The organism is Arsenicibacter sp. R0_47 (genome assembly GCF_057652235.1).
The window spans coordinates 221,170-234,200 of record NZ_JBYFCJ010000006.1 but is presented as its reverse complement, the minus strand read 5'-3'; the positions used below and the strand labels follow the sequence as shown (position 1 = coordinate 234,200).

General features: G+C 51.6%; 13 protein-coding genes. 2 read left to right on the top strand and 11 right to left on the bottom strand.

Going from position 1 to position 13,031, the window contains the following annotated elements:
* Positions 1-61: 61 nt before the first annotated feature.
* Positions 62-1,885, top strand: a complete 1,824-nt coding sequence (gene ggt, locus AC23NW_RS14005) for a gamma-glutamyltransferase (protein WP_293839554.1) — start codon at positions 62-64, stop codon at positions 1,883-1,885.
* An 84-nt stretch (positions 1,886-1,969) separates the two neighbouring features.
* On the opposite strand, the gene AC23NW_RS14000 is transcribed toward ggt, so the two are convergent.
* The 7 genes from AC23NW_RS14000 to AC23NW_RS13970 all read right to left on the bottom strand — a co-directional run bounded on the left by AC23NW_RS14000 (position 1,970) and on the right by AC23NW_RS13970 (position 8,317).
* Positions 1,970-2,332 carry a DUF1801 domain-containing protein gene (locus tag AC23NW_RS14000; RefSeq protein ID WP_293839551.1) on the bottom strand — a complete coding sequence of 121 codons (363 nt, stop codon included), beginning with the start codon at positions 2,330-2,332 and terminating at the stop codon, positions 1,970-1,972.
* A 108-nt stretch (positions 2,333-2,440) separates the two neighbouring features.
* A complete protein-coding gene (locus AC23NW_RS13995) occupies positions 2,441-3,331 on the bottom strand; it encodes a flavin reductase family protein (RefSeq protein WP_487450263.1) in 891 nt (296 codons plus the stop codon).
* Positions 3,332-3,396: 65 nt separating this feature from the next.
* Positions 3,397-4,584 (bottom strand): fumarylacetoacetase, encoded by a 1,188-nt coding sequence (fahA, locus tag AC23NW_RS13990; RefSeq protein ID WP_487450262.1) that lies wholly within the window; start codon positions 4,582-4,584, stop codon positions 3,397-3,399.
* A gap of 56 nt (positions 4,585-4,640) precedes the next feature.
* Positions 4,641-5,078, bottom strand: coding sequence for a MarR family winged helix-turn-helix transcriptional regulator (locus AC23NW_RS13985; RefSeq protein WP_071502446.1), 438 nt, complete (start codon positions 5,076-5,078; stop codon positions 4,641-4,643).
* A 170-nt stretch (positions 5,079-5,248) separates the two neighbouring features.
* A complete protein-coding gene (gene phhA / locus AC23NW_RS13980; RefSeq protein ID WP_487450259.1) occupies positions 5,249-5,986 on the bottom strand; it encodes a phenylalanine 4-monooxygenase in 738 nt (245 codons plus the stop codon).
* An 18-nt stretch (positions 5,987-6,004) separates the two neighbouring features.
* A complete protein-coding gene (gene hppD / locus AC23NW_RS13975; protein WP_487450258.1) occupies positions 6,005-7,141 on the bottom strand; it encodes a 4-hydroxyphenylpyruvate dioxygenase in 1,137 nt (378 codons plus the stop codon).
* A gap of 21 nt (positions 7,142-7,162) precedes the next feature.
* Complete coding sequence (locus AC23NW_RS13970) at positions 7,163-8,317, bottom strand: homogentisate 1,2-dioxygenase (protein ID WP_487450256.1); 1,155 nt, start codon at positions 8,315-8,317, stop codon at positions 7,163-7,165.
* A 246-nt stretch (positions 8,318-8,563) separates the two neighbouring features.
* On the opposite strand from AC23NW_RS13970, the gene AC23NW_RS13965 reads away from it, so the two are divergent.
* On the top strand, positions 8,564-9,460 hold the full coding sequence (locus tag AC23NW_RS13965; RefSeq protein ID WP_293839531.1) for a nucleotidyltransferase family protein: 897 nt from the start codon (positions 8,564-8,566) through the stop codon (positions 9,458-9,460).
* 53 nt (positions 9,461-9,513) lie between these two features.
* On the opposite strand, the gene AC23NW_RS13960 is transcribed toward AC23NW_RS13965, so the two are convergent.
* The 4 genes from AC23NW_RS13960 to AC23NW_RS13945 all read right to left on the bottom strand — a co-directional run bounded on the left by AC23NW_RS13960 (position 9,514) and on the right by AC23NW_RS13945 (position 12,934).
* Positions 9,514-9,699, bottom strand: coding sequence for a hypothetical protein (locus AC23NW_RS13960; protein WP_293839528.1), 186 nt, complete (start codon positions 9,697-9,699; stop codon positions 9,514-9,516).
* Between the two features lie 126 nt (positions 9,700-9,825).
* Positions 9,826-11,250, bottom strand: a complete 1,425-nt coding sequence (glmM, locus tag AC23NW_RS13955) for a phosphoglucosamine mutase (RefSeq protein WP_487450255.1) — start codon at positions 11,248-11,250, stop codon at positions 9,826-9,828.
* Between the two features lie 110 nt (positions 11,251-11,360).
* Complete coding sequence (locus tag AC23NW_RS13950) at positions 11,361-12,194, bottom strand: transglutaminase family protein (protein WP_487450254.1); 834 nt, start codon at positions 12,192-12,194, stop codon at positions 11,361-11,363.
* Positions 12,191-12,934, bottom strand: coding sequence for a proteasome-type protease (locus AC23NW_RS13945; protein ID WP_487450252.1), 744 nt, complete (start codon positions 12,932-12,934; stop codon positions 12,191-12,193). Before AC23NW_RS13945 ends, AC23NW_RS13950 begins: the two co-directional genes overlap by 4 nt.
* Positions 12,935-13,031 lie beyond the last annotated feature (97 nt).

The following is a 13,031-nucleotide window of genomic DNA, read 5'->3' as shown; positions in this document are numbered from 1 at the left end:
GTACCGAATCCGGGTTTTATTTGTAGTTTAGTGAATTCAACAACTACCTGCCTCCTGAATCATGCTGAAAAAAGTTCTGCACGCGAACGCGTATGCGCTGTTTCTTGCACTGGCCTTTGTTGCCTGTAAAACCAACAGGCCAGTATCGTCTACCACACAGCAACAACAACCCGGCGTTGCCAAAAGCCAGGGTGTCTATCAGTATTCCAACGAAGATCCGTCGGTTAAACCGTTTTACTCTGACCGTCAGGGTGTCATTGCACGGAACGGGGTGGTGGCGTCGGCCCATCCGGATGCCAGCCGTGTCGGCGTAGATATTCTGAAGGCAGGTGGTAATGCCGTTGATGCGGCTGTGGCAGTACAGTTTGCGCTTGCTGTTGTGTATCCGGCAGCCGGCAATATCGGCGGGGGCGGGTTTATGGTGTTCCGCGATGCAAAGGGCAGTGCCTATACGCTCGATTTCCGTGAGAAAGCACCGGGCAAAGCCCATCAGAACATGTACCTTGATGGGGCAGGTAATGTGATTCAGGGGCTGAGCATCAGCGGCCACCTGGCAAGTGGTGTGCCGGGATCGGTCGACGGGATGGTCGAGGCCCACAAGCGGTTTGGTAAACTGAGCTGGGCACAGGTGCTGCAACCGGCCATCGATCTGGCCGAAAAGGGAGTGGTCCTGACTGAGCGGGAAGCCAGCGGCCTGAACCGTGTGAAAAAAGACCTGATGCGGATCAATCCGGGAAAAACGTACTTTATGAAAGCCAGTCAGACTCCCGGTGACACCACGGCCTGGGCGAAAGGAGAGGTGCTGATTCAGAAAGACCTGGCGGCAGTACTGCGCCGGATTCAGGACAAGGGCCGTGCCGGTTTCTACGAAGGCGAGACCGCCCGGCTACTGGTCTCGGAGATGGAGCAGGGCAAGGGGCTGATTTCGGCTGAAGACCTTAAAAACTACCATTCTGTCTGGCGGGACCCTATTAAAGCATCTTATAAAGAGTTCAATATCATTACCATGCCGCCAACCTCGAGTGGCGGGGTAGCGTTGTTGCAACTGCTGCGTTTTGTGGAGCCTTATCCGCTGCGCCGCTGGGGCTGGAACCGTGACTCTACGGTGCAGGTCATGATCGAGGCGGAGCGCCGGGTATATGCCGACAGAGCCAAGTTCCTCGGTGATCCTGACTTTGTGAAGGTGCCGGTGAATCAGCTGATCGACCGGGCGTATCTGAAAGACCGCTGGACCGATTTCTCATTTGCAAAGGCCACTGACAGCAAGGCGGTTAAGGGTGGGACCATTCCGGGCTACGAAAGCCTCGAAACAACGCACTTTTCCATTGTTGATAAAGACGGTAATGCTGTTTCGATTACAACAACCCTGAACGGTGGTTATGGCAGCCGCGTAGTAGTCGGCGGCGGCGGGTTCTTTATGAACAACGAGATGGATGATTTCAGCATTAAACCGGGCGTGCCGAATATGTTCGGCCTGATCGGTAACCAGGCCAACGCGATTGCGCCGGGCAAACGGATGCTTTCGTCGATGACGCCGACCATTATCGAAAAAGACGGTAAGTTGTTTATGGTTGTCGGAACGCCGGGTGGCTCAACCATCATTACGTCGGTTTTCCAGACAATTCTGAACGTAATTGAGCATGGCATGACCATGCAGCAGTCGGTAAATGCCCTGAAGTTCCACCACCAGTGGCTGCCTGATAAAACAATATTCGAAAACGGAGCCTTTACCGAAGGAACAATTAAGGCGCTGCAAGGCCGGGGATATATACTGGAGCAACTGACCAACACTCTCGGCCGGATGGACTGCGTTCTGGTACGGCCGGATGGCTCCTACGAGGGCGCTTCTGACCCGAGAGCAGATAATACGGCGGCAGGGTTTTAAAAATGAATACTGAGCAATGTACAATGAATAAGGTGAGGTAGCAGGCCTGTGCCTCGCCTTATTCATTGTACATTATCCATTTATTTAAAAGCTTCCGTGGGTTTTGGCGGCGGTCAGAATCGCACGGATGGCGGGGGTATCAACGTCGGCTTCTCCTTCAAACTTGATATGCCTCATTAGTTTACCGGTTCCTTTCAGTAATCCTTCCGGATCCGGCAGTTTCGTTCCAAACGGAAAGCCAAGATTTACACTGGTTGTCAATGGTGCTATGTAACAGATCTCATCGGACATGTGAGGACCTGCGCCATAAATAATGGTTTTGTACGCCGGATTAACCGTTTCGCCGGTATCGTGCAGTACTTCGCGGACGACATCCCGTATGCGTAAGGCTAAATCCCGGACTTCAGGTTTGTACGATTCTAAAAAGGCTTCGGTAGAAAGGGTCATGGTAAGTCTGTGGTTTTGGAACTGGGCGAATATAGTAATTCCATTGATTATTCACATAATACCAAGTGTATGTACAAAAAAATACACTTAAAAAGTAAAAATGACTGTTCAGGATAGGCTGGTTTGTAAGAGTACAAGCCATGCTTCGGTCACTTGGTTGGCCTGTAACAGGTGTTTTGCCCGGCTATGCAGCAGATCCGGCAGATAGGCGCAACCGGCCTGTGCTTCGTCAAAAAGTTCTGTTAGCTTTCCGGACTGCCGGTAGGCCAGTACTGCTTCTGCCACCGGTAACGCCGGTATGGCGGCCAGTTTGCCCAGGTCGTTACCCGACAGAATCCGGCTTTCCCGCACGCTCCGTGGCAGCTGATCGAAGCCAATACCCCGCTGTGGCCGTGCTACTTCAAACAAGGCTTCTCCGCTGGCCCGTGCATACCAGTTGCCACCCATCCGGCCGATAAGGTCAATTTTGGCGGGATCAATGGTGCCGTGTTCGTCCAGAATGTCTTCTCTGACATGCGCCAGCACAATTTCGGCGACAATCAGGTGGCTGCTGCCTGCTCCCTCGCCAACCGGAATAATCTGCTTAACCCGGCACTCAAACGCCACCGGCGATTCAGCAACGCGTGGCGGCAGCACCAGCGTGGAAGCTACCGGGGTAAAGCCGGCCTTGTCGAATTCATTAACGCCCCGCTCAAATTCGGCACTAGACAGCGACATCTGCTCGACCATCGCGTAGTTGACGATGTTGATAACCACTTCCGGTATTTCTTCAATATTCAGCAGCGTGTGCTTTTTCTGTAAGTGCCGGTTAATGGTGGTTGCAAACACGACAGTTGGCGGTTTGGACCCCATCATGTTGAAAAAACTGAACGGGCTCAGGTTAACTGCGCCTGCCCCGTCGACGGTGCTGGCAAAGGCAATCGGCCGCGGGCCAATGGAGCCGATCATAAGCCGGTGAAAGTCAGGATGCGGAATATCGGCAGGTTTGATGGTTTTCATAAGGTAGTGATAACGGTACACCGGAAGAACAAATGTTATCCGGATAAAGGTCAATCTTGAATGTGTTAGGCGGTGATCCGGCCGCGTGCTTCGCCTAAGGAAAGACGGCCGGCGGCGGTCTCTATCCACCCCCGCAGCGTAACGGTATCGCCGTCAAGTAGATACGTTCGGGTACTGCCGTCCGGTAAGGTAACCGGTTTCTGACCGCCCCACGATAATTCGAGCAGTGAGCCGAAGGTGCCTGCCGGACTGGTTTCAGTAGCGGGGGCCGAAATGGTGCCCGAGGCCATTATGTCGCCGACTTTCAGGTTACAGCCATTGACGGTATGGTGGGCGATCATCTGGGCAAAATTCCAGTACAGATGCCGGGCGTTTGACTGGCTGAGCAGGACTTCATCGCCGTTGGCAGGCTGTAAAAATACCTCCAGATGAATATCAAAATGGCCCGGCTGGCGGGTTTGCAGATAAGGCAGCGGAGTGGGTTCCTGCACCGGCCCTGCGATTCTGGCCGCGTCGAGCTGGTGGAAGGGCAGGACCCAGGCCGACATCGTAGAGGCAAAGTTTTTGGCCAGAAAGGGGCCGAGCGGCTGATATTCCCACCGCTGAATGTCGCGGGCCGACCAGTCGTTGAACAGCACAATACCAAAAATACCGTCCTCTGCTTCGTCAACGGATACGACGGTGCCGGGCGATGTATTTTTACCCATGATCAGCCCCAGCTCCAGTTCAAAGTCCAGGGCTTCTGTCGGACCGAAAACGGGTTGGTCATTGCGCAGAAACTGCCCGTCCGGCCGTTTGACCGGTGTGCCCGATACCACGATAGACGAGGCCCTGCCATGATAGGCAACCGGCAGGTGGCGGTAATTCGGCAGCAGCGGATCGCCGTTCGGGCGGAACATCAGCCCTACATTGCGGGCGTGTTCGATACCGGCGTAGAAATCGGTATAGTCGCCGATCTGAACGGGCAGGTGCATCGTTATGCGGGATATGTCGATAAACACCTGATCGTGGATGGTCGCCAGCGGCTGTTCAGGATCGTTGAGGAGGTGATTGATCCGGTCCTGAACAGCCAGCCAGGCAGCTTTGCCCAGGGCAATGAAATCGTTTAAGGTAGGTTGAGCGAATACGGCCGGATTAACAGGTAACCCCTGAAAAAAGCCAAGAAGTCCGATTACTTCGAGGTCCAGAACAAAATCGCCTGTTTTAAAGCCAGCGCGGGGGCTGGCAATGCCGTAGCTGAAGATGCCAAACATAGGTATAGAAGATTGTCCGGAGTTCGTTTACCAGACAAACCAACCTGCCTGGCCAATCAGTCATTAAAGTTATTGTAGATAGAATCCATAATCCTGACGAAGTGATGATAATCGTCTTCGTTCAGATTTCCCCAGCCTTTGCGGCGGATCGCTGCTACGGTCGGTAACATTTCGCTGTATTTCTGCTGTCCGTTTTTCGTCGGATAAATCAGAAATTTACGGCGGTCATCTTCTGCCATGCGTCGCTCAACGAGGCTTTTTTTAGCAAGAAGATCAATAATCCGGGTCACCGTCGGGGCGTCTTTGGCTGTCAGATCAGCCAGTAGGTTCTGACTGATGCCCGGATTTCTGGCAATGTGGTCGAGTACCACCCATTGATCAACCGTCAGATCAAACCCTGCATCATTAAACTGCTTCTGGAGGGCATTCCTGATTTTTTTTATGGTTGTGTCAATCTTAAAAAAGTAAGCACGCGAATCAGAGGGATGCGTCATGTTGTAAAGATCAGATAACGGAAATTGGTTAATAGCAATTTTTTAAATTATTACAAAAGTAATTAAATACGCTATTTAGGCACTTTCTGTTACGGAGTATATTGTTGTTTTGCCGAAGTTGTCAATAATATTCTGCTAACAATCAATATAATTCAATTTTCTTCTGATCTTTAAATATGTTCGGTATTGGCCAGCAGCAGCTCCAGATTCCGGGCAATTTCCGGTACGGAGTGGTATAACTGCCCGTACGACTCAACGACAAAATACCGTTCCTGATACCGGTCAATGATATAAGGCGTTGTCAGCAACGTTGATACAGCGTAGGAAGACCGGCATGGGGCCGGATCATACAAACTGTAGGTTGTTTCGCCCGGCGACGACAGTATGCCCCCGCCGTAAATCCGCAGGCCTTCCGGCTCCTGAATTAATCCAAATTCGACCGTATACCAATACAGCCGCGAAATCATCTCAATCGCTTCTTCACTCTGGATATGGTCGAGTGCGAGCTGGCTGAGTGATGCCAGAAAATTACAAAACGCCTGGTTCGACAGCAGCGGCACGTGACCGAATGTATCATGGAACATATCGGGCTCCTGCAGGTAGTCGAGCTGATCGCCGCGGCGGAGCCAGGTGGTAGCCGGAAACCGGCGGCTGGCCATGAGTTCAAAAAAAGTCCGGTTATCAATCAGCCCCGGCACAGCGACCACCTGCCAGCCGGTGAGGGCCAGCAGGCGCGGATTGATCTCCCGGTCAAAGTCGGGGATATGGTCTGCTACAAAACCCGTTTTACGGATTCCCTCAAGATAGGCCTGACTGGCCTTACCGGGAAGCTGCGCCATCTGCCGTTCAAACAGCAACCGCCAGACTGCCTGGTCTGAAGCGGTGTATTGGTCATATCGCTGGTGCATGGTGTCAGTATGGTTAGGTTAAAGCGTTCCGCGCAGTTCCTGCTCCCGTTCAATGGCTTCAAAAAGCGCCTTGAAGTTGCCTTTTCCGAAGGAGCGTGCTCCTTTCCGCTGAATGATTTCAAAAAACAGGGTCGGGCGGGGGCATACCGGTTTGGTAAATATCTGTAACAGATAGCCTTCGTCGTCGCGGTCGACCAGAATGCCGAGCTCGCGGAGCTGATCAATCTCTTCGTCAATCTCGCCGATCCGTAGTTTCAGCTCTTCGTAATAGGTATCCGGCACGCGCAGGAACTCAACTCCGCGGTCGCGCAGGGCGGTTACGGTCTCAATGATATGGTCGGTGGCTACGGCAATGTGCTGAACACCCGGGCCGCCGTAAAAATCGAGGTATTCCTCTACCTGTGATTTTTTCTTACCCTCGGCCGGCTCATTGATCGGGAATTTAATCCGGCCGTTGCCATTGCTCATCACTTTGCTCATCAGCGCCGTGTAGTCAGTCGAAATATCCTTATCGTCGAACGACACCAGCTGGGCAAAGCCCATCACGTTGGCATAAAAATTAACCCAGGTAGTCATTTCGTTCCAGCCTACATTGCCCACCATGTGGTCAACATATCGCAGGCCGACCGGTGCGGGCTGGTAGTGCGGCTGCCAGGGCTTAAAACCAGGCAGAAAGACACCGTGGTAGTCGTTGCGCTCCACAAAAATATGGATGGTATCGCCGTAGGACCGGATACCCGACCGGACCACATACCCCGAATCGTCCTGTTCGTGGGTAGGCTCCATCACCGCTACGGCACCGCGGCGGGTGGTTTCCGCAAAGGCACTGGTTGCGTCATCGACCCAGAGCGCAACGACATGAACGCCGTCGCCATGCCGGTTTATGTGCTGACTGATTTCACCGCCCTCGTGAAGGGGTGATGTCAGTACCAGCCGGATTTTATCCTGAACAACTACGTACGATTCGCGGTCTTTCAGGCCGGTTTCCAGCCCTGCATAGGCCAGTGGCTGAAAGCCGAATGCTGTCTGGAAATAGTGGGCTGCCTGACGCGCATTGCCGACATAGAGTTCCAGATAATCCGTGCCGTTGAGTGGCAGAAAATCGCCGGTATAGGTTGTTGCCGGCGTGGTTGTCAGATTGTCAGTGAGTTGCATAGTTTTTTGAAGATGAAGTGTTTATAGCCAGGACCGGAAGTATTTTCCGTCATCGAGCAGCATCGCCTGTTCAGTCAGCATCAGCGGCTGAAACGTGTCGACCATTACGGCGTATTCCTGCGTTTCGGTTTTGCCGATGCTCCGTTCCATCGCGCCGGGGTGCGGTCCGTGAGGAATGCCGCCGGGGTGTAAGGTCATGTGACCGGCCGCAATGTCATTCCGGCTCATGAAGTCTCCGTCGACGTAATAGATAACTTCGTCGGAGTCGATGTTCGAGTGGTTATACGGGGCCGGAATCGCTTTCGGATGATAGTCGTACAGGCGCGGGCAGAACGAGCATACGACAAACGCGTCGGTCTGAAACGTCTGATGCACCGGTGGCGGCTGATGAATACGGCCGGTAATGGGTTCGAAGTTGAAAATGCTGAACGCATACGGGAAATTATAACCGTCCCAGCCGATAACATCAAACGGGTGCGTCGCATACACTAACGAATGTAACGTTCCCTGTTTTTTGATTTTAATGACAAAGTCGCCGGTCTCGTCATGGGTTTCCAGATCCTGCGGCCGGCGGATATCCCGCTCGCAAAAGGGCGAGTGCTCCAGCAACTGTCCGAAAAAATTCCGGTAGCGCTTAGGGGTATAGACCGGCGAACCTGACTCTACATATAAAATGCGGTTTTGCTCTGTCTCAAAGTCAATCTGGTAGATCATACCGCGCGGAATGACCAGGTAGTCGCCGTAACCAAACGGAATTGTGCCAAGCAATGTCCGCAGGCGGCCGCTGCCCTGATGGATAAAGAGCAGCTCATCGGCGTCGGCGTTTTTGTAGAAATAGCCGGTCATTGACTGCCGCGGAGAGGCTAAGCCGATGATTGTACGGCTATTAACCATGAGCGGTACGCGGCTGTCGAGGTAATCATCGGCAGGAGGGAGGTTAAAACCGATGAGCTTACGCGACAGAATATTCCGTTCAACGCTGATTTTCGGCGTCATGTCAACGCTGCCCAGATCGGCTTTGACCATCGTTGGCCGGTGCAGATGATAGAGCAGCGAAGACATGCCGTCGAAGCCAATCGTGCCGAATAACTGCTCATAGTAGAAACCGCCGTCTGGTTTTTCAAACTGCGTGTGCCGTTTCGGCGGAATCGTTCCGAGTGTATGGTAAAATGGCATAACCGGACTATTAAAGTTGATGAAGTATAATTTGTTGCCTAGGCAACTATTGTTAAGCGTAAAGTTAAAAGAACAAATTTAAATTATAACAATAGTCAGAAAAAATTTCCCCTTTTTGTGATTGAATGGATTTGCATGGGATAATCCGCATTTGCTGACCTGCGTATCAGGTTTTCTGTAAATTTGCGCGGCAAAACATGTAATCGTCATTCTTTCCTAAGCCGGAATGACTTAACTAAGTAGATAATGCAACCAACCTTGTTGATTTTGGCGGCCGGAATGGGTAGCCGCTATGGAGGGATTAAGCAGCTTGATCAGTTCGGGCCAAACGGTGAAACAATCATCGATTATTCACTTTTTGATGCCATCCGGGCCGGTTTCGGTAAAGTTGTGTTTATCATCCGTGAAGAATTACGGGCTGATTTTGAAGAGATATTTTTGCCAAAGCTGGCCGGAAAGATAGCCGTTGATTTTGCGATTCAGGCCTTAGGTTCGTACGTACCAGCCGATCTGGGTGCTGTCACGCGTTCAAAGCCATGGGGTACAGGCCACGCGATGCTGTGCGCACAGGAGCAGACTGACACGGCGTTCGCGGTGATCAATGCCGATGACTTTTACGGTCCTGAAGCCTTTCAGATTCTGGCCGATTTCCTGAAAAATGATACCAACGACGCGCTGCATGCGCTGGTCGGTTACGAAGTAAAAAATACGCTGTCAGAATTCGGTTCAGTTTCACGGGGCGTTTGTGAAGCCGATGCGTCAGGTAATCTGGTGTCAGTAATTGAGCGGACGAAGATTTATGAAAAGGACGGCGAAATTGTTTTTGAAGAAGGAGACACCCTTACTCCGCTATCGCCGGAAACGCCGGTGTCGATGAATTTCTGGGGCTTCAAAAAAGCGGTATTTCCGTATGTACAGGAGCAATTCGAAGCGTATGCGCGGGCAAATTTTGACGCGCCTAAAGCTGAATTCTACATCCCGACCGTTATGACCAACCTGATTGAGCGTAATCAGGGACAGTGTAAGGTATTCAGAAGCCAGTCGGCGTGGTTTGGTGTTACCTATCCGGAAGACAAGCCGATGGTACAGGCATCGCTGAAGCAACTGCATGACGAAGGTAAATACCCGGCAAAGCTCTGGTAGTCATTAAGGTGTAATGGATAAGGGGCAAACGCCTGGCGTTTGCCCCTTATCCATTACACCACTTTATCTCTGGTGTTCTGAAGCAGTTTAATGCCTGCAAAGAAGAAGATCACACCCAGCAGCAGGTAAACAAACGAGGCACGGGCTACCCCACCTGATGATAAATCCATACCGCCATATATCAAACCGCCCATACCGGCCAGTGTCAGTACAATTCCGAAAATTTTTTTAGCGCTCATGTCGTTGCGTAATGATGATTGTACCATACAAACGCATAGCAGACACCGGCGTTTAAAACCCTATTAAATGGCAAAAAAAAAGCGGCTTTGTCCGAACAAAGCCGCCCTTGGATGGATCAGGAAGTATTATTGACGATCAGTAAGCACGTCCTTGATGTCTGAAATAATCTTCTTCGCCAGATGGTCTGCCGTTGACAGCGTATCTGACTCCGAGTAAATCCGGATAATCGGTTCGGTATTTGATTTACGCAGGTGTACCCACTCTTTACCAAATTCGATTTTAACGCCGTCGATGGTGTTGATCGGATGCTTGGCATATTTTGCCGTGATACGATCCAGCACATTATCGACATCGATGGTTGGCGTCAGTTCGATTTTGTTTTTAGAGATGTAGTAGCTTGGGTAGGTCCGGCGCAGCACGGAGGCCGATTTACCGAACTTAGCAAGGTGGCTCAGAAACAGTGCAACACCCGCCAGCGCGTCACGGCCATAATGCAGTTCAGGATAGATGATACCGCCATTGCCTTCGCCGCCGATTACCGCGTTTTTTTCCTTCATCATCTCAACCACATTTACCTCGCCAACGGCTGAGGCAAAATGCTGACCCTGTGCTTTTTCGGTAACGTCGCGCAAGGCAATGGTAGAGGACAGGTTGGATACCGTATTTTTGACAAAGCCGTTGGCCGGCTCATGCTTCAGAACATAATCGGACACGGCAACGAGCGTGTATTCCTCGCCAAACGGTGTGCCGTCTTCGCAGATCAGGGCGAGGCGGTCAACATCCGGATCAACAACAATGCCCAGATCATAACTGCCTTTTTCCAGCTCCTTGATAATGTCGCCGAGGTTTTCGGGCAGCGGTTCCGGATTATGGGCAAAATGGCCGGTTGGTTCGCCGTGAAGTGACTTAACCTGCTCTACACCCAGGGCTTCCAGCAACAGCGGCAGCGCAATGCCGCCCGTTGAGTTAACCGAGTCGATGACTACGCGGAATTTCTTATTGGCAATCGCTTCGCGATCCACGAGCGGAAGCGCCAGAATCTGATCGATATGCCGGCGCAGCCAGGTATCGTCGGTACGGTATGAGCCCAGTTTTTTTACTTCAGCAAAATCGAATGATTCGGCTTCGGCAATGGCCAGTAGTTCAGCGCCGTCCTGTGCCGAAATAAATTCACCTTTTTCGTTCAGTAGTTTCAGCGCATTCCATTGAATCGGATTGTGGCTGGCTGTAAGTATGATGCCACCAGCAGCCTGTTCGCCGGGAACAGCGACTTCAACCGTTGGTGTCGTCGATAAACCTAGGTCAATAACGTTGATGCCCATACCCTGTAACGTTGCCGAAACTAGACGCGATACCATATCGCCCGAAAGCCGTGCATCCCGGCCGATTACTACTGTTATGGGTGTTTGATTGCCCGCTGCCTGTTGACGCTGGCGTAACCATTGCGCGTAGGCGGCTGCAAATTTGACTACATCTAAAGGGGTCAGCCCTTCTCCACTGCGCCCCCCAATCGTTCCGCGAATACCGGAGATAGACTTAATTAATGCCACGTTAATGGTGATAAAGATTAATTAATAGACAAAGATAGTGCCTTAAACGGGTATTGGATAAACAACGATGAATCAGACGAAAAAATGAGGTTCGGGCCAACATTATTTTGCTAATAAATCGCCACTTCGGCCCGGAAGGTTGATTTAGCCGTTCCCCGGTACGTACCCGAAATAGGAGCTGCCAGTTCGGGCTTGGCTGTCGACGTCAGAAAGATGTGGTGGTTGCTGACTACCGAGCCTTCGGTGGGGTCGAAACCACGCCAGCCTGCACCGGGCAAGTATACCTCTGCCCATGCATGCAGCTGGTGCTCCTGCTGCGGATTGCCGAACAGGTACCCGCTTACAAACCGCGAGGCCAGCCCCAGGCTCCGGCAGGCGGCCATAAACAGTGTAGTATAATCACGGCACGATCCTTTCCGGTCGCTAAGCGTCTGAGCAGGCGACAGCGGCGGACCATATTCTCTGATCTCGTAGGAAAACTGCCGGATGGTCTGGTTCAGCGTGGTCAGGAAAGGAACCGTTTCCCAGTTGGCACTGGCTGCGATCCGGCGCGCCCAAAGCTCGACATCGGCAGTTACGCCGACCCGCTCCATATAGGGCTGCAACATACTCTCAACCGTTGCCGGATATTTGAAACCGGCAAGGTGTTTGGTCTCAAACGGAAACAGCACAAAGTCAAAGGAATTGAAGCTGTCAGACCGCAATTCCATACTTACCGACACGTTAAGCCGGTTGGTCGGACCGGTAAAGTAAACCACCTGCTGCACATTACCTTCAACGTCGACATTACGGACAACCTTCGACGGGGCAGGTTCTATCGTCAGATCATAACCCAGCAAACGCTGGTACGGATACATGCGCGGATACAGGTACAGTACGTGTGGAGACAGCGTGACTATATCGTCGTAGTCATAGTACGACGAGTGCCGTACATGTATAATCATACCGATGGAGGTGATGCTTTAAGTTTTTCGAAAATAGGATCCATCCAGTACGAAGGCAGCTTACGGACCGAGTTATTCAGTAAGGCGCTCCACTGGTGCGAAATTTCTTCCAGATCTTCTTTTTCAAGCCGGTGTTCAGTCATATGGAAACTATTTTCGCGATAGATAACCACATCGAGCGGATAATCTACATCATTAGCACTGACCCGTGTTGCATCAAAGGCGAGGAAACCAATCTTCAGGGCTTCCTGAAGGCTTGTTTCATACGTCAGGTTTCTGAACAGCAACGGCTTACCATAGCCGGAGTTGCCGATGATTTTAAAAAGCGAACCGCTGTCTACTTCCACCCAGTTACCTTCCGGATAAATCATAAACAGTTTGTGCTCCTTATCATCTTCCAGTTGCCCGCCGACAATCGCATTCAGGTTAAAATTCAGGCCGCTGGCGGCCAGTGATTCTTTATCTTCAGTGGCCACACGCTTAACCATCTGGCCGAACGCATTGGCTGCTTTGTAGAGTTTGTTGAAAGAGCGGTCGCGCTCATCAATGACCTCCTGAAAGTAGGTAATCGCTTTGTCCCGGACCGAGCGTAGGCCGGACGTCATAATGAATAAGGAATGGTTTTCGACTTCGTGAACAGTGATTTTACGGTTACGGGAAACTTCAGTTCCTGAAGTCAGGCGGGTGTCTGCAATGGCAACCAAACCAGAGCGAACCTTAATGCCCAGACAGTACGTCATGCTTGCAGTGGGTCAGGTTATCGGAGCAAATATAGTATTTTTAAGTTTGTAGAATGAGGACAGCGGCATTTAGAATGCTACTAAATCTTCATCAATG

What these genes read in the sequence shown, in the direction of transcription:
- ggt (WP_293839554.1), top strand. Translation starts at nt 62, where the DNA reads ATGCTGAAAAAAGTTCTGCACGCGAACGCGTATGCGCTGTTTCTTGCA.
- AC23NW_RS14000 (WP_293839551.1), bottom strand. Translation starts at nt 2,332, where the DNA reads ATGACCCTTTCTACCGAAGCCTTTTTAGAATCGTACAAACCTGAAGTC.
- AC23NW_RS13995 (WP_487450263.1), bottom strand. Translation starts at nt 3,331, where the DNA reads ATGAAAACCATCAAACCTGCCGATATTCCGCATCCTGACTTTCACCGG.
- fahA (WP_487450262.1), bottom strand. Translation starts at nt 4,584, where the DNA reads ATGTTTGGCATCTTCAGCTACGGCATTGCCAGCCCCCGCGCTGGCTTT.
- AC23NW_RS13985 (WP_071502446.1), bottom strand. Translation starts at nt 5,078, where the DNA reads ATGACGCATCCCTCTGATTCGCGTGCTTACTTTTTTAAGATTGACACA.
- phhA (WP_487450259.1), bottom strand. Translation starts at nt 5,986, where the DNA reads ATGCACCAGCGATATGACCAATACACCGCTTCAGACCAGGCAGTCTGG.
- hppD (WP_487450258.1), bottom strand. Translation starts at nt 7,141, where the DNA reads ATGCAACTCACTGACAATCTGACAACCACGCCGGCAACAACCTATACC.
- AC23NW_RS13970 (WP_487450256.1), bottom strand. Translation starts at nt 8,317, where the DNA reads ATGCCATTTTACCATACACTCGGAACGATTCCGCCGAAACGGCACACG.
- AC23NW_RS13965 (WP_293839531.1), top strand. Translation starts at nt 8,564, where the DNA reads ATGCAACCAACCTTGTTGATTTTGGCGGCCGGAATGGGTAGCCGCTAT.
- AC23NW_RS13960 (WP_293839528.1), bottom strand. Translation starts at nt 9,699, where the DNA reads ATGAGCGCTAAAAAAATTTTCGGAATTGTACTGACACTGGCCGGTATG.
- AC23NW_RS13950 (WP_487450254.1), bottom strand. Translation starts at nt 12,194, where the DNA reads ATGATTATACATGTACGGCACTCGTCGTACTATGACTACGACGATATA.
- AC23NW_RS13945 (WP_487450252.1), bottom strand. Translation starts at nt 12,934, where the DNA reads ATGACGTACTGTCTGGGCATTAAGGTTCGCTCTGGTTTGGTTGCCATT.